A 20,584-nucleotide genomic window follows, 5' to 3' on the forward strand; every position below is an offset into this window, starting at 1 on the left:
CAGCCCCGGACACGGCGTCAGTTTTTGTAACACGCGGTTTTCTCAAAAAGTGTACAGGCGGCCTGGTGTCTACCAGGCCGCTTTCCTGTATAAGCTTCTTACCTTTGCTGCCCTTTTTACCAACAACAACAGCATGGAAATTGCAGAAGGTATTTTATTCGCCATTTTGTGGGCGTCGGCTACAGCCGCCACCAAATTTGGTATTCATTCAGTAGAACCGTTATTACTAGCCTGTATCCGTTTTTTAGCCGTGGGTGGTTTGCTTATGGGTTTTGTGTATGGGATAAAAGGTAAGCAGCACCGTTTGCCCAATAAAAAAGAGTGTAAGCACCTGTTTATTTTAGGGCTGCTCAATATCACTATCTACATCATTGCTTTTGTAATAGCTGTAAAACTCGTTTCTGCGGGCCTTGTAAGCCTTTTTAATGCCATGCCGCCATTGGTAATTACTTTGTTGTCGGCTGTGTGGTTAAAACGGGCTGTAAAGCCGCTGGAATGGCTGGGCATTGGTTTGGCAATTGTTGGTTTGGCCATTGCGGCTATTCCCAACCTGAAAAGCAGCCATGCTACCCTGGGCGGTATTGTTATTTTGCTGATAGGCCAGATAGCTTTGGCTACAGGTAGTACTTATTTTGCCAGTATTAAGCTGGATATGTCGCGCCTGGCCATTAACGCCTGGCAAACGGCCATTGGCGGCGTGCTGATGATTCCCCTGGTACTGGCCAACTATAAAAATATTTACCTGGTAGCTGATGCTAATTTTTACTGGTCGCTCAGCTGGCTTATTGTGCCGGTTTCTATCATTGCCTATAGTCTGTGGATGCATTTGCTGCATAAGGATACCGTAAAGGCCGGCATGTGGCTGCTGGTAACCCCGGTGCTGGGCTATATTATGGCGGTAATATTGCTGCACGAAAAGGTAACTGCTTATGCTATAGCAGGGGCGATTTTGGTGGTAACCGGAGTTTTTATTGCAAAACGCATAAAAAGTTGAAAATAAATTTGGTAGTATAAAACTATTTTTTACTTTTGCACCCCACTTACGAACGAAAGCAACGAAAGAAGCTACTAAGTGAGAGAGTTCGGGAGGTAGTTCAGCCCGGTAGAATACCTGGTTTGGGACCAGGGGGTCGCAGGTTCGAATCCTGTCCTCCCGACGGAAAAACGAAAGACAAAAGGATAACAGAAATGTTATCCTTTTTCTTTTTAGGTCATTTTAGCGGAAAATAGGCCGTGAGTCGTTCATTGAGTTCGGTTTTTTAAAAACTGAAATTCAGTCCCAGTAAGGGTTTTAAAGCAAGCTTCTCATTCTGTCTTCCCGACGTAACTGGAAAAGGCAGCATATTTGCTGCCTTTTCCTTTTTTATTATCCCCTGAAGTGCTGTTCACATCTTCAATTAGACAGAACCCATAGCTTAACTTATCAGTTCGAAATGCCCTTTTTTCCAAGTTATAGTAAGAACTATCCATCACCTAATTCTTTTTGGATGGCTTTACGTGTAGCATTATCAATCAATTTCTCTGGCAACAATGATATTAAATAGGTTTGTACAGCATGTGGCCAGTAAGGCATTATACTTTTTCTTTCACATCCTATTATATTAAGTACTGACTTTGCATAGGTTCTTGCCTCGGGTCTCATAAAAGTAACTGGCTTTTTATTCGACCCCGTATGTACACTTCCTGTTAAGAGCGAAATAACTTCTGCATTTTCTTGTTCTCTTTGCAGTGCTATTGAAAATGCGTTATTGTATGCCTTCGTGCCGGCATACACTGCCAGGTATGGAGGTGGCAATAAAGCTGCATAAGAGGATACATTTAATATCAGGGCTTTTCCTTTTCTGTATGAAAGTAGCTTACTGGTGATTACTGTTGGGAAGATTGTATTCAGTCTAATGGTTTCTTCAATTTTTTGAGTAGAGAAATCTTCTAGTTTCCCCATAGGCCCAACTCCCACATTGTTAACGATAACTGGTATTGTAAGCTGCTGTAAATTTAACGAGGCTATATCAGGCTCCTGATCTTTGCTGCCATCGTGCTGTAGTGTCAGGATTTGACAATCAGGATTTTCTGTTCGTATTTCAGCAATAGTATTTTTTAGCTTTTCTGTATCCCGTCCGTGTAAAATGATGTGGAAGCCTTTTGCTGCAAGTTCCATGGCAATAGCTTTACCTATTCCATCTGTAGAACCCGTAACCAGTGCAAAAGCATCCTTTGTATAATAGGACATCAATGTAGAAGGTTTGAGATAGGGAGTAATGAACCGTATGAAACGGTATAATAGCACGATTGCACACATAGCGCCGACTCCCATTAGTATGTCTTTAATTGTCATACCTCAAAATTCCGCCAATATCTGATCCACGGAAAGGGACAAATAGAGGTAACCTTATCAAATATCGCGGTAACGATCCCGGAACACAGTTGGTGAAATTCCCTCTACATTTTGGAAATATCTGCTGAAATATGTGTAGTCGGTAAATCCCAACTGGTAAGCAATTTCTTTAACGGAAAGCCCGGTATTATACAAAAGCCTTTTTGCTTCGTTTAGCGTGGTCTGCTGTATCCAATAACTTGCGGTGTGGCCTGTTGTTTTTTTAACAGCTTCATTCAGATAAGCAGCACTGATATGAAGCAAATCGGCATAATCCGTTATTTTTTTCAGGGTTCTAAAATTATTTAATAGCAATTGAAGAAACTCTTTGGTTAATGCTGTGGTTCTGGCAGGTTTCTGCTTTCTGGTTTCTGAGCTATTATAAAAGCTGGCAAACGTTCCTATGCACACATCTGTAGCAGCCCGCATTACCTGCGGCAGTATTGTCAATCGTTGCTCATCAATTACTTTTGAAAGCAATTGTATAGTCTCCACGAGTAAATGTGTCTGGGGCTTTTCTATATTAATAGTCCTGCTTTGAAAATAGTTATCGAAAAATATCTTCTTATATTCATCGTTGACTGCATCTAAACTAACATTCAAAAACCAGGCTTCTGTATGCTTATTAGCACTAATTCCGTAATGTACCTGCCCCGGAAGAATACAAAGAATGGCAGGGCTGGTTAATTTTAACTCTTTAAAGTCTACAAGAAGCTTACTTGTCCCCTTTGCCTGAAAAATAAAAAGATAGTGGTCATTCCTTTTATGCGCCCCCTTATTATAATTTATCGGCTGGTGCCTGAGCGAATGGAAATAATCTATTCTCAGATTTCGGCTTGTCAGGTCTTTTATGGAATGTACATCAATGGTATTACTCATGTAAGTGTCCGTTTACTCAACCGGTTCGTATAAGTGAATATCGCACAATACCTTTATATGAAGTAAAGAAAATGTATAAGCACCGGTTAGGTAGTAAAAATTAAACTAACATTCAGACGTTTAAGACTTGATCTGACATTATAAGGATTATTGCTAGGTTAAGTCTTAGTTTTTACAAGTTGCCCCGTACCTATATTCCACTCTTACGCTTTTTGTTATTCTATTCCATTTTGTTCACAAAAACTCCATATTGCCGTAAATCTTCCAAAAACTGGTTCGAAATTTGTCCAGTCACCCCGACGGAAAACGAAAGAATAAAGGATAACAGAAATGTTATCCTTTATTCTTTCTAGGTCATTTTAGCGGAAAAAGCAAGCCAACAAGCACAATCGGAAATCAATTTGTGCTTTATGATATAGAAATGAAACCTAATGCCAGATGTCCAAAATTGCATGATCATCGGCTGATGGACGAGAAGAGACTTTTATCATAAGAGAAGGAACACTTATCGTGCTGACCACTGAAGGTGAAACGGAGGCGACAACAGGGGCAGTAATTTTTATTTCACGGCTTACGGGGCATGGTTGCCCACTCCTGCTTTCATTCAGCAAACCTGATAAATTAATTCAAAAATTGTTTCTTAAAGTCTTTCGGAGTTTTGCCAACTTCTTTCTTAAACAACTTCGAGAAATAAGACATATTTTCAAATCCCAACGAATAGGCAATTTCAGATACATTTTCTCCGGATTCCCTTAACTTGTTCTTGGCTACAGTAATGAGCGCAATATGAATGAGTTCCTGAGCAGTTTTTCCTGTTTCTATTTTTAAAGCATTACTAAGATAGCGCGGCGACATGTTAAGTGCTGATGCCATATAGGCAACCGAAGGAATCCCTTCTTTCGTGAATTTATCCTCCCGGATATAATTATCCAGGATTTTATTAAAAGCAGTAACCATTTTTCCGGTCAGCTCCTTGCGGTTGATAAATTGCCGTTTATAAAAACGCTCGGCATATTTTAGTAATGAATCGATGTTAACCAGAATTATATTTTTACTGTATTCATCCTGGTTATTGCCGTATTCGGAATCTATGGACTCAAATAGCCGTATGATGGTCTTCTCTTCTTTGGGTGCAAGATGCAGGGCTTCATCAGCTTCGTAATCGAAGAAGGCATACTTTTGAATTTCCTTTTGCAGTGCGCTGCCCAATAAGAAGTCCTCATGAAACAATAAGATATAACCACCTTCTTCAAGTTCCAGATTATTAATCTCAATCACCTGGCGGGGTTTCCAAAACACCATGGATCCTTTCTCATGGTCGAAACGTGTCCGGCCGTAAAGCCAGTGCCCAGCCTTAATATTTTTTAGCCCGATCAGGTAAAAATCGCAGGTAAACTCATCAAAATTCAAAACTAAACCAGGCGTAATCCGCAGTAAGCTTAGCATAGGATGCTCAGGATCGGGCAGATTGTTTTCCCGATGCATCTCGCTTAAAGATTTGAAATGCTTCATAACCTAAATATAAAACTTAGTAAGGATTAGGACTGAATGAAACACGTTTCATTCAGTCAGGCTAACTTAATAAATAAACCACTGGTTTAAACCTTCCACCTTTTCCTGCGTGTAGGGCGGAATAAGATGTTCTATTGGTTGTCCGGAAGGTCCATGCAATATAGATTTGGCATGCGTTAGGGACTCAAAACCAGACTTTCCGTAATAATTGCCAATACCGGAGCTTCCCACACCACCAAAGGGCATAGACAAGATATAGAGATGGATGTTCACCTGATTTACAGCACCGCCGCCAAAAGAAAGGGTGTGCAGCAAATAGTCAATATTTGCCTGATCATCACTAAAAACAAAGGCCGCCAGCGGCTTAGGACGTTTTTTTATATTGACAATCACTTCTTGAATATCTGTGTAAGTCAGTACGGGTAAAATAGGTCCAAATACTTCTTCCTCCATTATAGGATCTTCCCAGGTGACAGGATATACGACAGTAGGTGCAAAGTATCGTGCATCTTCATCGTACTGACCGCCAGCTATCACTTTTGCAGGGTCAACAAGGGCTGCCATCCTCCTTACTTCTTTGCTATTAATGATCCTGGAATAGTCAGGGCTATTCTTTGGATTATCTCCATACATCTCCCGCAATGCTTTTCTAGCTTCCTGAATAAATGTAGCCGCTACCGATTCGTGCACATAAGCATATCCGGGAGAAGTGCACCATTGACCGCCCCAGGCCGTAGCGCCCCAAACAGCCTTCTGCGCTGCATCGGCGATGTCTGCTGTTTCATCTACGATAAGCGGATTTTGCCCGCCCAGTTCCAGTAACATAGGCGTTAAATTTTCCGCAGCGGCACGTGCCACGATTTTGCCAACAGCGGTGCTCCCTGTAAAGAAAATAAAATCAAAAGGAAGTTTCAGTAGTTCGGTAATAGCTTCCCGCCCACCCCCTACAACAGCCACCGACTCTTCCGCAAAATATGCCGGCACCAATTTCTGTAACAGCCCACCGGACTCAGGTAATGCATTCGATGTTGTTAAGATAACCGGGTTTCCTGCGGCGATGGCTGTAATAGCTGGATGCAGTAACAGCAGCAGTGGACCGTTGAAAGGACCTAGCACCAACGTAACGCCATAGGGCTCCCTATATACTATTCCCTTGTGGCCGGTTTCTGCCAGGAACCTGGGCACCGGAACTTCCGTAGATTGCATCCATTCTCTCAACTGTGATTTTGTATATTCTGCAATACCTATAACCGCATCGGTTTCAAATACCTGTTCTGCAAAGGAGCTTTTGAAGTCATTACCTACTGCATTGCGCAGCGCCTGGACATTATCCCGCAACATTTGCTGCATGCGGGTCAATTGCTCAATACGCCATTCGTATGACTTAGTGGCATCCGTATTGAAGTAAGCCTTTTGTTTGTCGAATATCTGCTGATATTTGTTCATATCTATAGGTTTTAAACTGTAATGAATTAGGCGTTGAATTGCCTTAGGTGGTAATCAACATGGATCAGTGCCAGTTTGCCCCATTGTTTGCTGCTCATTTTGCCAAACATGGGGTGTGGTCCCCAGTCTTCTGTCGGCGTCGCCCAGGCTTTTTCCAGTATGTCTAACAGGAGGTTTTTCTCCATTCCGAAATCGAAGCTCTGGTCATGAGGTATGATAAAATTTAAGGGCATACGCAGACCTTTTGGTTGTTCCGGGAAAAAATCTACCAGAATCCATTTAAAAAGTGTCCGGCTCAACCAGTAACTTTCATCGAAAAGGGTAAAATAGCCTAACGCACCACCTAGAGATAAGGACAGATGGTGTATCATTTGTGCTACACTCATGGTACCCCATACCCGTCTAGAGTCAGGTGTGATGCTTTGGACCCTTGCTCTGAATTCTGCTTGCTTCTGGGGTGTATAGAATAGCATACCATCTACCTGCGGAGTGATGATGGCTTTGGGAATATACTTGACGATGGCAATGAAGGAGTACCACAATTCCTTATTGAGGATAGTTCGTTTCATAGCGGTACCATTTATGCAGTAACTTCGGTTGGTGTAAACTTACCTGCCCAAGCCTCAATTTCAGTGCTGGTCTTGTCACGGTTCGTACGGTAAGTTTGCAGCGAGTCCAGACCTACAGGTAAATGAACGGGAGGATTTTTTTCAGCAGCTAATTCAACAACTACCTTAGCCAGTTTAGCAGGATCGCCCGGTTGGTTACCATGCAGTGAATCAGGAACATTTTTCATTTGCCCTACCATGGTATCATTATAATCCGGGATAGCGTTCGCAGCTTGTGCGTAAGATTGTGAGTTTAAGAACTGGGTGCGGAATAAACCCGGTGCCAGGGCCGTTACGTTAATATTGAAAGGTGCAAGCTCTAATGCAAGACCTTCGGAAATACCTTCAACAGCATACTTTGTAGAGCCATATAAAGCCCAGGCGGGTAGTGCCCCGTAACCGAAAAGAGAAGAGATATTGATGATATGGCCTGCTTTTCTTTCCCGCAGGTGTGGCAACACATTCCGAACTACGTTGAGCAGTCCAAAGACATTCGTATCATACTGTCTTCTTGCCTCCACGTCTGATGCTTCTTCGATAGCGGCCACAATACCGAAACCAGCATTGTTTACCACGACATCCAGTTGCCCGAATCGGTCGATGCCATCCTTGACAGCTTGTTTTACCTCTGCTTCTTTGACCACATCCATAGTGACTACCAGTAGCTCTGCAGGGTTACCCAGATCCGCTTGCAAACCAGCTGCATTGTTGCGGACAGTTGCGATTACTTTATCCCCGGAGGCGAGGACTGATTTTACGATTTCAAGGCCAAATCCTTTGCTGGCACCTGTTATAAACCAAACTTTTTGCGTCATGATTGAAAGTTTTTAAATGATTAATTATATTCTATAATTGTTAATCAAAGGTAGAACGGGGGGGGAAGGCGGTACTAACGCTAATCGTCTAATTACTGACACTTATTTACCAAACGGAAAGTTTGACCATATCAAACGAGGTTATTATTCTTTCCTTTTTCTGATTCATCAGCTCCTTTGGCGGAATGTAAATGAATGTCATTCCATTATTCAACGCCAGTACAGGTCCGGCGATCTTTAGTGTCGAATCATGGGTAAGCAATGCATATTCTTCTTCGCTTTTTCTTACGGGAGTTACTCCGATACAATAAAAACAAGCGTCTGCGAATTGCAGGACCGGTTCATCTTCGGTTAATGTGAAAAGATCGGAAACCAATACCTCTCTTACCTTCGGATGGACTATTCCTGCGTTACGGCGGTTCAACAGTGTGATGGTAGCTATCCTGGGATCGCTGAGGCACTCGTGCAGTACGCCCTCGCCAACCATTCGGTTGATCCTGTAATTATTACATTGATACCTTTCGTTTCTATTTGACGATTCATTTACTTATGCAAAAAGCCTCTTGTTTTCAGTGAAGAATTCGGCAAGGGATGTTGGTTTTCTTCCTGTAATGGTTTCAATCAGATCATTTGTTCCGGCAAAAACACCATTGATACAGTCTTCTGCCACATGGGTGACATGTTGTACAAAATGGTCACTGGCCCCTCTTTTTGAATTCATTTTAAAGAACTGTTCGGTAGTCAGTGGTTCGTATGTGATCGTCCTGCCTAAAGTCTTTGAAATAACTTCGCTCATTTCAAAAAGGTTATATTCCTCCGGGCCATAGAGTTTAAGTGCCTGGCCGGCAAATGCTGCTATATTGGTAGCTGTTTTTGCGACAACACGACCCAGGTCAGCCGAATCCACCGGTGCCCAGCGGCCGGTTCCAAAAGGTAGCAGAATCGCGCTGTTCTCATGGATGATATCGCGAGTATAGAGAAACCAGTCGTCAAAGAAAGTGGGTCTTAAATGTACTGTCGGGATACCGGTCCTATTTAAAATCTGTTCTCCGACCCAGTGGTCCTGTGCGGCATTACTTTTAGCTTCCCGCCTTGCAGAGATCTGTGACATGTTAACAATCCCTGTCAAACCGTTTTCTTTTGCCGCCTGTGCAAAATAGGCTGTGGCCTGCAATACGCCCGGAACCAAAACCGGGTAACATAAGTAGGCTGTATCAATACCCTTCATGGCTGCGGAAATATCATCAAGATTGAGCAGATCACCCACCACCACTTCTACGCCTTTGGCGCTAAGTTTTTCCGAACGTTCATCCTTACTATGAACAAACGCCCTCACCGGATAACCCATTTTCAAAAGTTCGTCTATGGCTGCACCACCGCTCTTGCCTGTGGCACCAGTAATTAATACTTTAATTTGCTTTTCCATTTTGCTTTTTTGTTTAAATGGTTTGAATTTGTTTAAACAAAAGTAGTTCGACGCTTAGGGGTAGTACTAACGGTAATTTCATAATTACTAATCCTTTTCTACCAGTGGTTGAGATTGTCTATAAAATGAGAAACGTATCGTTCCTGACCTGGGTATATGAGAATTACGGTGTATTTGCATGACGGCACCACGAAATCTGGAATCCGGGCTATTGCTGATCCGATAATTCCGGAAGACATCCGAATGCACGCCTGGAAGTAATCGAACTTCCGGTGGATGACCCTTTTTAGTATAATAAATGTTATTATTCTTTTGCTTTGTCGCCTTATAGTAAAGACAGGTATTTCCTTTCTGCTCGTAGCTTAAGGGATACATCCCTGCCGTTTGATTTTAAGAGACTCCAAAATTGAAAAGGATATCCTTTGGGGTACTGAGGAGGCTTTAAATGCGAAGGCCTTGCTTGCATTTTCACTGAAATCGTTGATATGAATTTTACCACCTACAGATGGCTTCAGTTGTTTGTTGAAAGCAGTAAGGTTACTGGGTTTGTCCTAAGGCATAACGTCAGACCTTCCACGAATAGAAAAGCCAAAACCAGCCGTCACCCTGGACTGTGATATACGGCTGGCAAATTTATGAGATCAGCATCGTTAATTTAAAAGCATATAGGTAAAGAATTAGTTGAATAAAACCGGGTAGTCGGTATATCCTTTAGCACCGGGTGTATATAAGGTGGTGAAATCAGGTGCGTTCAATTCCGCTCCGTTGGTAATACGTTGCTCCAGATCTGGATTTGCTAAAAATGGTCTGCCAAAGGCGATAAGGTCCGCATCTCCATTATTTAACTCGACTTCTGCTTTTTCGGCAGTAAAAGTGTTACAATAAATAATTGTTCCCTCAAATTCGGTCCGTATTGCTGCTAAAGTTTGTGCAGGCACCTGGGGATTAATGCTGATGTGTATATAAGCAAGTCCAATACGGTTAAATTCCCGGCTTAAATGAATATATGTTTCCTCCGTAGCATCTGCATCATAAGCTTGCAGGTCACCAAGCGTGGAATTAGGGGATATCCTTACACCAACTTTTTCTTTACCGATAGTGTCTGCAATTTGTTGCGCCACTTCCAGGACAAACCGGGATCTGCTTTCTATGGTGCCACCGTAAATATCAGTACGGTCATTTACGTTTGGATTCAGGAATTGTTCAATAAGATAGCCATTGGCAGCGTGAATTTCTACGCCATCAAAGCCTGCGGCCATTGCGTTCTTCGCGGCAGTTACATATTCACCGATCACATCTTGTACTCCTTTGGTTGATAAGGCTACCGGAACCGGGTAATCCTGCATACCGATAGTATCAGTGTGCATTTGACCGGCTGCTGCTATAGCCGACGCACCTATTACATGAGCTCCCTCCGGCAGGTTCGCCTGGTGTCCGATACGCCCCGTATGCATTAATTGTAAAAATATTTTGGTATTGTTTTGATGTACAGCAGTGGTTGTTAGTTTCCAGCCTTCTATTTGTTCAGGTGAAAAAATGCCCGGAATGCGGGCGTAACCCAATGCTTCCGGGGCAGGTGCGGTACCTTCTGTGATGATCAAACCAGCTCCCCGGCGCTGACCATAATATTCCGCCATCAATGCGTTTGGTATATTGCCGATTGCACGGCTGCGGGTCATAGGAGCCATTACCAAATGATTTTTTAAATTCAGGGACTGGCTGTTGTAGGGCATCAGTAACTTTTTCATATCGTTTGTTTTATGTTTTAAATGATATGTCAAAGGTCAGCAGGATGCCGAATTTAAAATAGCGTAGCCCGCCCGGAAAATAGTCCTATCCGCCTGCTGCGTATTTCTTAGGTTTTTGTTGATGGTGTCGCTCGAATAAGCGGGTAAAATGGCTTAAATTACTGAAGCCTAACTGATAGCCCGCCTCGCTCACTGAATAGTTCTTATGCCGGAGCAAGTAGGCTGCTTCCTCCATTCGGGCCGTTTGGTAATAATTGTAAATGCTGTCGCCGAATACCTGCCTGAACAGATCTTTCATTTTGGTTTCGCTCAGCCCGCCTAATTTAGCCAGGTCAGGCAAACTGGGAGGTTGACTAAGATCGCTAAGTATAGCTTTCCGGATGATAGAAAGCTTTTCTGAATCAGCTTTGTTAACAGGGCTATGCCTCGTAGATTGGCGGTTGTGCAGTTGATTAAACACATTATATAGCAGTGTTTCCGCTTTAAGCCGGTAATAAAAGCCTGCAAGCCCGTTCTCTGCCCGTGGCTCTGATAACTGTTTGAGCGTCATTTGCGTTTCTGTCCCCATGCTTTCATAAAAAAGAAAGGATTCTTTAGGGTTAACAATGGTATCGATCAAATAATCAGGACGATTTAGTTCCAACAAACCCTTAAGCCGGGTTGCACTCAACCCGATCACGGTAAAATAGATCTCGGTATTGGCGGGAAAAGTAATCAGCGTGTCTAAATTATTAGAGGCAATTTGTATAGCCATATCATTATAACGACTAAAACTCCGTGGTTTCTCGCTATCTGTGATCAGGCTAACCGGCTCCTCATTATTATAGAAAATCACGCTTATGAAGCTTGCCGGTTCTTTTGAACCTATGCGTTTTAAGATCAGCTCCTGGTTCAGCTGGTATCGGTGTATCAGCAAGCGGAAGTCATCATTTAGGTCAATGCGACGTACAAATCCCTCGCCCAGGAATGATGGAATGTGTAGCTCATTATTAACCACGGGTACTTTTAAGGCTTCAGCAAAGGCCGTCAAAAAATTAAATTGCGGCTGTGTAACAAACTCTATTAACATGTGTAGTAATAATGTTTGATTTAAGAGTTATGTTTTATAATAAGACAAATATCATTATTTAGCGCTCATTTGCTTTACAATTCTCTCCAGGTGCGTAATTCCTCAAGGAAGATATTTCATTTATAATAGGCTTGAGGGAGCATACCTATCAGCTGGCAGAAGACATCATTGAAAACAGGCAGGGAATAATGATTATTCAGAACGAAAAAATTGTGGAAATCCTGTAGATGGGTTAAGCTGTATTTACCACCGCCTTCGTTTTCTTACAATTTCAGCGAAAAGGCCGTTGCTACATTTGTACCAGAAAATAAGCAAATGATGGAACAACTATATAAACGATACCTGAAAGAAAGCAAAGCCATTCGGGTGGAGGATGGGATAGTGATGATACCGGACATCAGTGGCTATACAAAGTTTGTCAACAGCATTTGCATAGAAGCCGGCCGCTACATTATCCGGGAGTTATTGTCAGTGATTTTAGAGGCCAATAGTACCGGGCTGGAAGTCAGCGAAATAGAAGGAGATGCCATACTTTTTTACAAATTCGGCCCAAAGCCGTCCGTGGAAGCGATTGTAAGACAATATGAGGAGATGCTATCGGCTTTTAACGCCAAACTGTGCGAAATAGAGGATATCGTTGGTCATAGGCTGAACCTGTCTTTAAAACTGATTGCTCACTATGGATCATTTTCGGAATATACGATCGGGGCCTTTAAAAAGTTATACGGTGAACCAGTAGTGAGGGCACACGCACTGCTTAAAAACAACGTCGAAAGCAACACCTATATCCTGCTTACCGGATCGTTGGCTACCCTGCAGGCAGAAGAACAATCCAGGGATTGTTTTTTGATCGACTATGACCAGCAAAACATTTACACTCACCATAAAAAAACAAAACATGGAACAGGTTGCCAAACCAGCATTCTAACGTAAAAAGCCATAAATTGCATGAGGAACAAAAAAAGTGGTTTCGTTTAATAGCGCTGAAAATATGGATGGTTATAATAGTCTCCGCATAGCAGTTCCTCCAACTTTCGAGGAGGTCTTTTCCCATTTTTATTATGCTGAGAATAAAACAGGTGACACGGTTGTAAAAACCCTTATGCCTTCTTACCAAACGATTATGATTTTCAGCTTTGGAACACCGGCATCTTTTATCGCCAAAAACGGAGAGGAAATTACGGTAGAAAAGTGCATTGTTCTGGGACCTATTAAGCATGCCTTTACTTATTCACTGGCGCCAGGCGCCGAGATATTTGTCTGCAATTTTAAAGATGATGCTTTCTTCCGATTCTTCACTCATGCAGATTTGAGCCGGGAGCTTGCTCTGCATCCGGATGATCTTCTGAATCAGAACTGTTTTACCCTCCTTTGGTCAGAATTAAAGCCACTCAGCTGCAACGAAAAAAGGGCGGAAAGGATCCTTAATTTTGCAAGGCCCTATTTGAGAAACCGCGATCAAATAGCGGAACAGATTGCCTGCTTCGACTCTACCACTTCCAGTGCTATCAAGGAAATTTCCCACAAGAACAAATTATCAGAACGGTCTGTTCAACTGAATCACAAAAAGCATTTCGGTTACACTGCAAAGGAATTTCATCGATACAAGCGGTTTTTGAAGGCAATTCAGCTGGTACAGACAATCGCCAGCGAGTCCAAAAAAGTGGACTGGTTTGAAATTATTGCAGAATGTGAATTTTATGACCAGAGCCAGCTCATAAAAGACTTTAACCACTACCTCCAGCTCAGTCCTGCAAAATACCTGAAATTCCAGGAGGCCATCTGCGATCCCAAACACTGATGGCGCCAATAGTCTTTTTTATCTTTAGCCAACCGATTACCTGACATAGGTATCAGTTGGCATATTTTATTTTATCCAGGTTACGACGATACATCCGGTCAAGTACTTTCGCTTTGTTACAATTTTTTGCTTTTGGATAGGCGCAATTTTACTGCGTAATCAAAAGCAAACGTATGATATCAAAATACACGCTCGCCTTCTTCGCACTCTTATTATTGTTAGCTTCTACAGCCAAAGCACATTCGTATAAACTGGATAATTATGTCCAGGAAGCATTCGCGAACAACGAAAACTTAAGACAACATTCCTTCGAGCAGGACAAGTCCATTATCCTTCCGTTGGGCGACCTGATAAATCCAGTCTACAGCCTGGTGTCAATAGGGTAACTGCTGCAGGAAAGAGAAAGTTACCAGATTACCAAAGAACAATAATCGCAATCCCCGTTTCGCTTTCTTACAATTCTTCCCGGGGAATTCAATAGAATTTTGAAGTATAAAATAACAATGATGACACAAACCAATCTTTTAATTACAGGAGCCACCGGAAGCGTTGGAACGCAGCTGGTAAAGAAGCTCGTTGGCAGCAATGTCTCTTTCAGGGCGCTTGTGCGCACCAGGGAGCAGGGTGATTTGATGAGCGACCTGCCACAGGTTGAACTGGTTGTAGGCGATCTTTCAGATCCAGGCAGCCTGGCTAGCGCTCTGGAAGGTATTGATAAGGCGTTTTTGCTCACCAATTCTTCCGAACATGCAGAACAATTACAGCTTAATTTTGTCAATGCAGCCCATAAAGCCGGCGTCTCTCAAATCGTAAAATTATCACAGCTGGCGGCCTGTGTTACCTCTCCGGTCCGCTTCCTGCGCTACCATGCCGTTGTAGAAAACAGGATACAAGCGCTTGGGTTCAACTATACTTTCCTGCGCCCCAACCTGTTCATGCAGGGGCTCACCGCCTTTGGGCCATATATCAAATACGAAGGCAAATTCTATGGGTCGCTGGGCGATGCTCGGGTAAGCGCAGTGGATACCAGGGATATTGCTGCGGTGGCCGCAGCGACGTTGACTGAACCCGGCCACCAAAATAAGGTCTATAATATCACCGGGCCACAGGCTATCACCTATGCAGAGATGGCTGACTCCCTTTCCCGCATATTGGAAAAACAGATAGCTTATGTTGACCTGAGCCCGGAGCAGATGCAGGGCGCTTTAACGGTAGCCGGGTTTCCGGCATGGCAGATAGGCGGCCTCATTGAGGATTATGCCCATTATTCGAAAGGGGAGGCTGCCGGGGTCTTTAGCACTGTTAAAGATATTACCGGCCATGATCCCATCCGTTTTGAACAATTTGTCCAGGACTATCGCACATTTTTCTCCTAAATACAATTCACTCCATCCAACATTAAAATCTAAAAGAAATGAAAATGATTATCTATAGCATACTATCTGTTATCGGGTTGATTATCCTTATAGTTGCAAGCCTGGAGATGTTTAGCTCCTATACTGCATCAGAGTATATTAACCAAAATGCGCCGGTGAAGACTTATCAGCAAATTACCATCCATGCCACGCCGCAAAAGGTTTACCAGATTATGAGCGATATCGATCACTGGGCACAGTGGCATAGCGATGTTACCCATCCCAGGTTAAATGGCCCTTTTGAAAAAGGCAGCAGCTTTGACTGGAAGAGCGGCGGGCTGACCATCCATTCAACGCTGCATACCGCCATCCCTGGCCAAAGGATAGGTTGGTCCGGCAAGGCGTTTGGCGCATTTGCGATCCACAACTGGTCCTTTATTGAGGAAAATGGCTACACGACCGTCAAAGTGGAAGAAAGCATGGAGGGATGGCTGGTAAACATCATGCGGGGCAAATTCCAGAAAGGACTGGAGCAGTCTCTGCAGATATGGTTAAAGAACCTGAAGACAAAAGCGGAACAATAAAACTTGTTCCAGGCAATACAATCAAAGTCTTTCAATAAAAATCAACGTAGTTGGTTAGAGCTGAAAATGTCTTCCTGCTTTAGCAGGAAGACAATCAGGCCTCTACCCAACTTTGCATTTGGTAGCATTCTTGCAAACTTTTGTAGCATCCGAAAGCGCAATCCACCGGGGAACCAGGAGCTTTTTTTCTTGCCTGCCCCTTGAAGTACAATCGCCACAATCCGCTCGTTTGCCAGGAGCATCATGCTGTTTAAAATCCACGGCCCTGGCTTGACTATAACGTTCCTTCTCTTTCTCTCTCAAATTAGCTATGACTGTTTTAACCTGTTTAGTCTGTTCGGACAGCCTATTCAGGTACGTCCGGAGCTTTCCGCCACGGATCATCCGGAGCGAATGATCATTGGCGAAAAGGGTAATATCTTTTCAGGACAATGATTATACAACACTGTCATCCGCCTGTTGCAGGAATATGCTATTTATTTGCAACGTATTCCTTTGTTCAATGCAATTAATGAGCATACAGCTTGTCAGTTGAGTGAAAAAAAGTTCCGGTACTTTGGGTTCATCAAGGCTGACAATATCCAAATCTTCGGATACTTCAATGCACAAGAAATGAATATACTTAGTTCGATTGTAGCTATCATATTGGCGCCAAAAAATGGGCGTCTAATGGGCTCCTGGCAAATTTGTTTTTGTGCCTCATGCCTGATTCCTACAGGCATGAGCATAGACAGTCGTCAGTATGCCAAGAGTAATAAACATCAGTGGGCTTCGTTCATTGCAGACTGACTATTACTAACAAATAAAAGCCGCCGGTAAAACCGGCGGCCTGACATGGTAGATAGGAGTTGAAAAACCAGGTATTTAAAAACAGTGATTTAATACTCGTTAAAAACGATAAGTATATCCAAGGTTCAAAGCAAGCATATTGAGTGATTTTCCACCCGCATAATGCGTACCTGTCAGGTCATATTTGGCACTCATATCCAGGCCACTATGGCCGCCAAGAGGTAGTTGATAACCCACCCGCGGAGCAAATGTAAAAGCCATGGATTTCGCGTTATCGAAGCTTGATTTATTCAGCAGCATGGAAGTACCTACCTCGGCTTGTACATAAAAATTATTTAAAGGAAAGTACTTCATACCTCCCTTAGAGGTAAATCGCTTCATATCGGGTCTTAAGGATTTGCCAGTAGCATCTTCCTTTGTATTCATCACGCTGTAACCATACGTTCCAGTCAGAAAGAATTTGTCGCTGTGAAATACCGGCAACTCTGTTTGAACATAAAAACCATAGCCTCCCTCGTAAAGTGATCTTGTATTTTTATTCAGTGGACCGTAGGTTTCGATGCCCGTGCTCAGGCGGATTCCCTTTTGGGTGTTGTTTTTTTTCACCTGACTGCCATTTTCGATGGATTGAGCACTAAGTTCTGATGAGCTAGTAAATAAGATTGCCAGTAAAGCTGCACTGTAGATTGTAAATTTCATAAACGCTGTTTTTAAAATATTTTTTGAATCATTGTTTGTTTGATAACTCAAAACTATTACCCGGCGTCTTCGCAAAATTGTAAGAAAACGAACGAGGTAAATACCTGGCGTCCGTGTTGCGAGCCAATTGCCCCAATTCTTACCTTTGAAGTAGCACTTAACATACTACCGGTGGATGGCTGTGGTCAGCTTTGAAACTTCAGTTTTGATGGGGTATTGTGCGAAACCAGCAGGTAGGATTACCGGTTTTGAACGTATTTAAACGTCAGATGATATCCTTGTATATTCGTTGAGTTTGCGAGTGAGTTCGACCGCAAAACTTGCAACATTTCAAGTATAGCGAGGGTTTCAGGAAGTGTTTCTCATCCTGTTCTCCCAGGGGAAAACGAATGAATAAAAGATAACAGAAATGGTATCCTTTATTCTTTTTAGGTCATTTAAGGAGAAAATAGGCCGTGAGTCATTCCTGTGTTAGCGGGTCAATGCATCATTATTGCGCGACTAGGTTGTGATGGATATTTTATGGCGTAATGCAAAAAAATAAAAAACTCCTGTATATTTACTGCGTCCAGCGTATCTAAGCCTTATATGGGCTTATACTTTCATTCCGGTTCTCGTCCAGTTTTGTCTCTTTTTACATATTCGATTTTTGTTTTTGCATTCAGATTAGAGTTGTCAGTAATTAATTTAAGACGTTCACAGTTTAAAATTTTAACTATGAGACTATCTGATTTTATTATGTTAAATGAGGCAGAAAAGAAAATCGCCGTACTTAAGGAGGGCATTCTTATTGCCAAAAGAAGTGAAATTAGCTACATGGTTTTTCTGTTTCAACTTGACAGGTATTATGTTGAAGCCTATTGTAATCCGGAAAATAAGGCAATAGAAGAATATGTTGCATTTGGGAACACAACATGGCTAACGCCTTACCTCGAGTCAATTCATATCGATCATTTATTGGAGTAAAAGTTTGGTGTACTTGAGACAAAACTGGCTGGCCGGAATATAATGTCAGCTATAATAAATGGGGTAGGCAGCAAGCAAAGGGCAATCGTTTTATTCTAAACCTGCTTTGTTTAAATTAAAATGGTACCGGCGAAACCCGCCCGGTTGGGGCATATAATCTACACTAATTATAACAAACTGGCGTGCTAATGTTCATGCCATACACACCTGCTCCCAGGCCATTGGCTAACAGGTAAATGTTTTTAAACAGATGAAACAACCTGACTTTCAAATCCCGAAAACCATCTCCATTACCGGTATCATTACCAGCCAGCAGTGCTGTTATCTGTAATACCTCCTCGTTAATGGTTTTTGTGTCAAATGCCGCATTCAGGTGAAACTGAACTATGGTTTTTAATGAATCAATCACTTCATTTAGTAAAGAAAATCCCTGTGCATTGTTTTCTGCCTGAAATACATCGTCAAGCAGCCTGTCTAATATCACGTCCATGTCAATATAATTAAAGATCATGCAGTTGGTACATTGCACAATGCTGCTTTGCTTAGTGGATAAAGCAAAGAGAGGGTTGTTTCAATGATACAAACTATGTAAAGTGCTTAATGCGTTGTTGTTACAATTGTTTTATGGTGCGGGTTGCGCGCTTAAACAAATGATGATAGAAGTGAAACATTTGTATTGTTTATTTGTTATATGTATTGAGTGATTATTGGTAATGGTTTAAGTATTAAATCCCAATCACAGTAGTGATTTTGTTAATACATTTGCTGCCGCAAAGCTATATTTCTGTACCTTATCCCACAGTGAATAAAAGCACGTTGAAAAAGTGATATTTATCACTGGTCGGGACTTAATCTAGTCGTTATTTATGACCATGGGCAATCGTTTTCCAGTTAACAACTGGAGCTTTAACAGTGATGCTATTTTGAAAAATTTACCGGAGCAGGATTTAGCTATTTTATTGGCACATCAATCCACCCATAGCCACAATGCGGGAGATGTCATTTTTCGGGAAGGTGCATTTGCTTCGGGCATCTACATTATCAAACAAGGCAAGGTTAAAAAGTATAAGGTAGATGTACATGGTTGCGAGCAGATTATTTATATCGCCAACGCCGGAGAGCTTTTAGGGTACCATGCAGTGTTGGCTGAGGAGCGCTATTCAGACTCGGCTGCTGCACTGGAAAAAACTATTGTAAGGTTTGTGCCAAAAGAAGATTTAATTGCTACTGTGCGGCAATCCTCTGTACTTACCTCAAGGCTGTTGAAAACGTTGAGCCATGAGTTTACTGTGCTGAGCAATCAGTTAGCGCTTCTCGGACAAAAGACTGCGCGGGAAAGACTGGCTACGCAATTGATAGTGCTGAGAGAAAAATATAGCGCTCCTGGTCAGGCAGAGGACGGCGTGATTGATATCAGCAGAGAGAACCTGGCGAGTCTGATTGGTATTGCCAGGGAAAATATTGTTCGTTTGCTCAGAGAGTTTAAAAATCAGAAGATCATCGCTACCGAAGGAAGAAAAATTAAAGTGTTGGATATGACACTATTGCTCAATGTGGCAGAGAATAGTGCCCGCAACAGCTAGCGCAGCTTCTATGCGTTACATACGCTTTGTCTTACCAGCTTACTCCCCAATGTCTGATGTAAGGCGATAATGCTCCCCCCGAGTAGACACTAAGGGGGAGGTAAGAATCCTTGTTGAAAATTATTAAAAACACATCCGTCTTTTCTCCGGGATGTTTTGCTTTCTTGTATTTATGGCGCAAAAGTAACCAACAGGCTCATCCGGTGGAGTGATGAACCTGCAGGGTAAATGTGATATTTATCACTTGGGTGTAGCGTTTTGTCAATAAAGGTTGTCAGCAGATGCAGGTGCCTGGTAATGTGTAGTGTTTGTTTTTTCATTGAGCGATAAAAAATGCGCCTGTGCAGATAAAATATTTTAACCCGTACCAAGCATTCTGGTTTTTGCGCCCGTTATAGTAATTGTCCTGGCCGGGATAATTACATAACATATAATACTAAAGAAAAATGAAAATGAAGGTGTTAAGTGCTCTGGCAATGGTTGTATTAGGCAGCGGATTGTTTTTTGCATGCAGTAAAAATGATGAGCAACCCGATACCACTCCGGCTGTGATTGTGAAACTGACTAAAAGTAATTGGAAAATCAATAGCATTACCAGGCCTAAGCTCGGCAGTCCGGCGGGTGACAGTGTTATTTCAAAAGCTTGTACATCTGATGACCTTATCCAGGTTTCGATACAAGGAACATATGTGTTTAGCGATAGCACCAGCAAGTGCGACAGCACTGTTTTCCCTTATTCAAAAGGCAGCTGGAAATACGATCTTACTAAAGATTCTTTACAGCTGACTACCGCTACCACTCCTGCCAAGAACTATAAGTGGAAAGTGTTAACCCTGAACGATAGTGTAATGAAAGTGCAGTATATCGATAGCACTGTGCTTACCGATAAGTTTACCAAAACCATCTCTTTTAAACACTAAGCATCAGACG

Annotated in this window: 20 protein-coding genes and 1 tRNA gene; 9 read left to right on the forward strand and 12 right to left on the reverse strand. The window is 42.4% G+C overall.

The features are described from left to right. The first annotated feature begins 133 nt into the window (after positions 1-133). The gene (locus tag FLA_RS00080; protein ID WP_076379824.1) at positions 134-994 is read left to right on the forward strand and encodes a DMT family transporter; all 861 of its coding nucleotides are present in this window, start codon (positions 134-136) and stop codon (positions 992-994) included. A gap of 89 nt (positions 995-1,083) precedes the next feature. Continuing rightward, a tRNA-Pro gene (locus tag FLA_RS00085) sits at positions 1,084-1,157 on the forward strand. Positions 1,158-1,462: 305 nt separating this feature from the next. Here the strand turns inward: FLA_RS00085 and FLA_RS00090 are convergent. From FLA_RS00090 to FLA_RS00135, 10 genes are all read right to left on the reverse strand, one after another. Next, complete coding sequence (locus FLA_RS00090) at positions 1,463-2,230, reverse strand: SDR family NAD(P)-dependent oxidoreductase (RefSeq protein WP_159445114.1); 768 nt, start codon at positions 2,228-2,230, stop codon at positions 1,463-1,465. A gap of 162 nt (positions 2,231-2,392) precedes the next feature. Further along, positions 2,393-3,253 (reverse strand): helix-turn-helix domain-containing protein, encoded by an 861-nt coding sequence (locus FLA_RS00095; RefSeq protein ID WP_076379569.1) that lies wholly within the window; start codon positions 3,251-3,253, stop codon positions 2,393-2,395. Positions 3,254-3,874: 621 nt separating this feature from the next. Further along, positions 3,875-4,765 (reverse strand): helix-turn-helix domain-containing protein, encoded by an 891-nt coding sequence (locus tag FLA_RS00100; protein WP_076379568.1) that lies wholly within the window; start codon positions 4,763-4,765, stop codon positions 3,875-3,877. A gap of 66 nt (positions 4,766-4,831) precedes the next feature. Then, the gene (locus FLA_RS00105) at positions 4,832-6,211 is read right to left on the reverse strand and encodes an aldehyde dehydrogenase family protein (RefSeq protein ID WP_076379567.1); all 1,380 of its coding nucleotides are present in this window, start codon (positions 6,209-6,211) and stop codon (positions 4,832-4,834) included. A gap of 26 nt (positions 6,212-6,237) precedes the next feature. Then, the gene (locus FLA_RS00110; protein WP_076379566.1) at positions 6,238-6,780 is read right to left on the reverse strand and encodes a DUF1569 domain-containing protein; all 543 of its coding nucleotides are present in this window, start codon (positions 6,778-6,780) and stop codon (positions 6,238-6,240) included. 11 nt (positions 6,781-6,791) lie between these two features. After that, entirely contained in the window at positions 6,792-7,634 is an 843-nt protein-coding gene (locus tag FLA_RS00115) for an SDR family NAD(P)-dependent oxidoreductase (protein ID WP_076379565.1), read from the reverse strand. Between the two features lie 106 nt (positions 7,635-7,740). After that, entirely contained in the window at positions 7,741-8,121 is a 381-nt protein-coding gene (locus FLA_RS00120; RefSeq protein WP_076379564.1) for a Rossmann-fold NAD(P)-binding domain-containing protein, read from the reverse strand. 60 nt (positions 8,122-8,181) lie between these two features. Beyond that, the gene (locus FLA_RS00125; RefSeq protein ID WP_076379563.1) at positions 8,182-9,060 is read right to left on the reverse strand and encodes an NmrA family NAD(P)-binding protein; all 879 of its coding nucleotides are present in this window, start codon (positions 9,058-9,060) and stop codon (positions 8,182-8,184) included. Between the two features lie 677 nt (positions 9,061-9,737). Then, the gene (locus FLA_RS00130) at positions 9,738-10,808 is read right to left on the reverse strand and encodes an alkene reductase (protein WP_076379562.1); all 1,071 of its coding nucleotides are present in this window, start codon (positions 10,806-10,808) and stop codon (positions 9,738-9,740) included. Between the two features lie 85 nt (positions 10,809-10,893). Further along, entirely contained in the window at positions 10,894-11,877 is a 984-nt protein-coding gene (locus FLA_RS00135; protein ID WP_076379561.1) for a helix-turn-helix transcriptional regulator, read from the reverse strand. A 315-nt stretch (positions 11,878-12,192) separates the two neighbouring features. Between FLA_RS00135 and FLA_RS00140 the strand changes: the two genes are divergently transcribed. The 4 genes from FLA_RS00140 to FLA_RS00160 all read left to right on the forward strand — a co-directional run bounded on the left by FLA_RS00140 (position 12,193) and on the right by FLA_RS00160 (position 15,617). Beyond that, a complete protein-coding gene (locus FLA_RS00140) occupies positions 12,193-12,810 on the forward strand; it encodes a DUF2652 domain-containing protein (RefSeq protein ID WP_096510611.1) in 618 nt (205 codons plus the stop codon). 58 nt (positions 12,811-12,868) lie between these two features. Beyond that, the gene (locus FLA_RS00145) at positions 12,869-13,678 is read left to right on the forward strand and encodes a helix-turn-helix domain-containing protein (RefSeq protein ID WP_076379559.1); all 810 of its coding nucleotides are present in this window, start codon (positions 12,869-12,871) and stop codon (positions 13,676-13,678) included. A 503-nt stretch (positions 13,679-14,181) separates the two neighbouring features. Continuing rightward, the gene (locus FLA_RS00155; protein WP_076379557.1) at positions 14,182-15,054 is read left to right on the forward strand and encodes an SDR family oxidoreductase; all 873 of its coding nucleotides are present in this window, start codon (positions 14,182-14,184) and stop codon (positions 15,052-15,054) included. 38 nt (positions 15,055-15,092) lie between these two features. Then, positions 15,093-15,617 carry an SRPBCC family protein gene (locus tag FLA_RS00160; protein WP_084206254.1) on the forward strand — a complete coding sequence of 175 codons (525 nt, stop codon included), beginning with the start codon at positions 15,093-15,095 and terminating at the stop codon, positions 15,615-15,617. Between the two features lie 888 nt (positions 15,618-16,505). On the opposite strand, the gene FLA_RS00175 is transcribed toward FLA_RS00160, so the two are convergent. Then, the gene (locus FLA_RS00175; protein WP_076379553.1) at positions 16,506-17,105 is read right to left on the reverse strand and encodes a hypothetical protein; all 600 of its coding nucleotides are present in this window, start codon (positions 17,103-17,105) and stop codon (positions 16,506-16,508) included. A gap of 717 nt (positions 17,106-17,822) precedes the next feature. Between FLA_RS00175 and FLA_RS00180 the strand changes: the two genes are divergently transcribed. Then, a complete protein-coding gene (locus FLA_RS00180) occupies positions 17,823-18,071 on the forward strand; it encodes a hypothetical protein (protein WP_076379552.1) in 249 nt (82 codons plus the stop codon). 163 nt (positions 18,072-18,234) lie between these two features. On the opposite strand, the gene FLA_RS00185 is transcribed toward FLA_RS00180, so the two are convergent. Beyond that, positions 18,235-18,561 carry a hypothetical protein gene (locus FLA_RS00185; protein ID WP_144264044.1) on the reverse strand — a complete coding sequence of 109 codons (327 nt, stop codon included), beginning with the start codon at positions 18,559-18,561 and terminating at the stop codon, positions 18,235-18,237. 376 nt (positions 18,562-18,937) lie between these two features. On the opposite strand from FLA_RS00185, the gene FLA_RS00190 reads away from it, so the two are divergent. Both FLA_RS00190 and FLA_RS00195 read left to right on the forward strand, forming a co-directional pair. Then, positions 18,938-19,654 carry a Crp/Fnr family transcriptional regulator gene (locus tag FLA_RS00190; protein WP_076379550.1) on the forward strand — a complete coding sequence of 239 codons (717 nt, stop codon included), beginning with the start codon at positions 18,938-18,940 and terminating at the stop codon, positions 19,652-19,654. Positions 19,655-20,100: 446 nt separating this feature from the next. After that, entirely contained in the window at positions 20,101-20,574 is a 474-nt protein-coding gene (locus FLA_RS00195) for a hypothetical protein (RefSeq protein ID WP_076379549.1), read from the forward strand. The last annotated feature ends 10 nt before the right edge of the window (positions 20,575-20,584 follow it).

It is taken from the genome of Filimonas lacunae, assembly GCF_002355595.1.
In the GTDB taxonomy this organism is placed as follows: domain Bacteria; phylum Bacteroidota; class Bacteroidia; order Chitinophagales; family Chitinophagaceae; genus Filimonas; species Filimonas lacunae.

Excerpts from the sequence above, each read along its gene's own strand:
- FLA_RS00110 (WP_076379566.1), bottom strand. The coding sequence starts at position 6,780 with ATGAAACGAACTATCCTCAATAAGGAATTGTGGTACTCCTTCATTGCC.
- FLA_RS00095 (WP_076379569.1), bottom strand. The coding sequence starts at position 3,253 with ATGAGTAATACCATTGATGTACATTCCATAAAAGACCTGACAAGCCGA.
- FLA_RS00160 (WP_084206254.1), top strand. The coding sequence starts at position 15,093 with ATGAAAATGATTATCTATAGCATACTATCTGTTATCGGGTTGATTATC.
- FLA_RS00180 (WP_076379552.1), top strand. The coding sequence starts at position 17,823 with ATGAGACTATCTGATTTTATTATGTTAAATGAGGCAGAAAAGAAAATC.
- FLA_RS00080 (WP_076379824.1), top strand. The coding sequence starts at position 134 with ATGGAAATTGCAGAAGGTATTTTATTCGCCATTTTGTGGGCGTCGGCT.
- FLA_RS00195 (WP_076379549.1), top strand. The coding sequence starts at position 20,101 with ATGAAAATGAAGGTGTTAAGTGCTCTGGCAATGGTTGTATTAGGCAGC.
- FLA_RS00140 (WP_096510611.1), top strand. The coding sequence starts at position 12,193 with ATGATGGAACAACTATATAAACGATACCTGAAAGAAAGCAAAGCCATT.
- FLA_RS00115 (WP_076379565.1), bottom strand. The coding sequence starts at position 7,634 with ATGACGCAAAAAGTTTGGTTTATAACAGGTGCCAGCAAAGGATTTGGC.
- FLA_RS00120 (WP_076379564.1), bottom strand. The coding sequence starts at position 8,121 with ATGGTTGGCGAGGGCGTACTGCACGAGTGCCTCAGCGATCCCAGGATA.
- FLA_RS00100 (WP_076379568.1), bottom strand. The coding sequence starts at position 4,765 with ATGAAGCATTTCAAATCTTTAAGCGAGATGCATCGGGAAAACAATCTG.
- FLA_RS00090 (WP_159445114.1), bottom strand. The coding sequence starts at position 2,230 with ATGTCCTATTATACAAAGGATGCTTTTGCACTGGTTACGGGTTCTACA.
- FLA_RS00125 (WP_076379563.1), bottom strand. The coding sequence starts at position 9,060 with ATGGAAAAGCAAATTAAAGTATTAATTACTGGTGCCACAGGCAAGAGC.
- FLA_RS00190 (WP_076379550.1), top strand. The coding sequence starts at position 18,938 with ATGACCATGGGCAATCGTTTTCCAGTTAACAACTGGAGCTTTAACAGT.
- FLA_RS00175 (WP_076379553.1), bottom strand. The coding sequence starts at position 17,105 with ATGAAATTTACAATCTACAGTGCAGCTTTACTGGCAATCTTATTTACT.
- FLA_RS00130 (WP_076379562.1), bottom strand. The coding sequence starts at position 10,808 with ATGAAAAAGTTACTGATGCCCTACAACAGCCAGTCCCTGAATTTAAAA.
- FLA_RS00185 (WP_144264044.1), bottom strand. The coding sequence starts at position 18,561 with ATGGACGTGATATTAGACAGGCTGCTTGACGATGTATTTCAGGCAGAA.
- FLA_RS00105 (WP_076379567.1), bottom strand. The coding sequence starts at position 6,211 with ATGAACAAATATCAGCAGATATTCGACAAACAAAAGGCTTACTTCAAT.
- FLA_RS00135 (WP_076379561.1), bottom strand. The coding sequence starts at position 11,877 with ATGTTAATAGAGTTTGTTACACAGCCGCAATTTAATTTTTTGACGGCC.
- FLA_RS00155 (WP_076379557.1), top strand. The coding sequence starts at position 14,182 with ATGATGACACAAACCAATCTTTTAATTACAGGAGCCACCGGAAGCGTT.
- FLA_RS00145 (WP_076379559.1), top strand. The coding sequence starts at position 12,869 with ATGGATGGTTATAATAGTCTCCGCATAGCAGTTCCTCCAACTTTCGAG.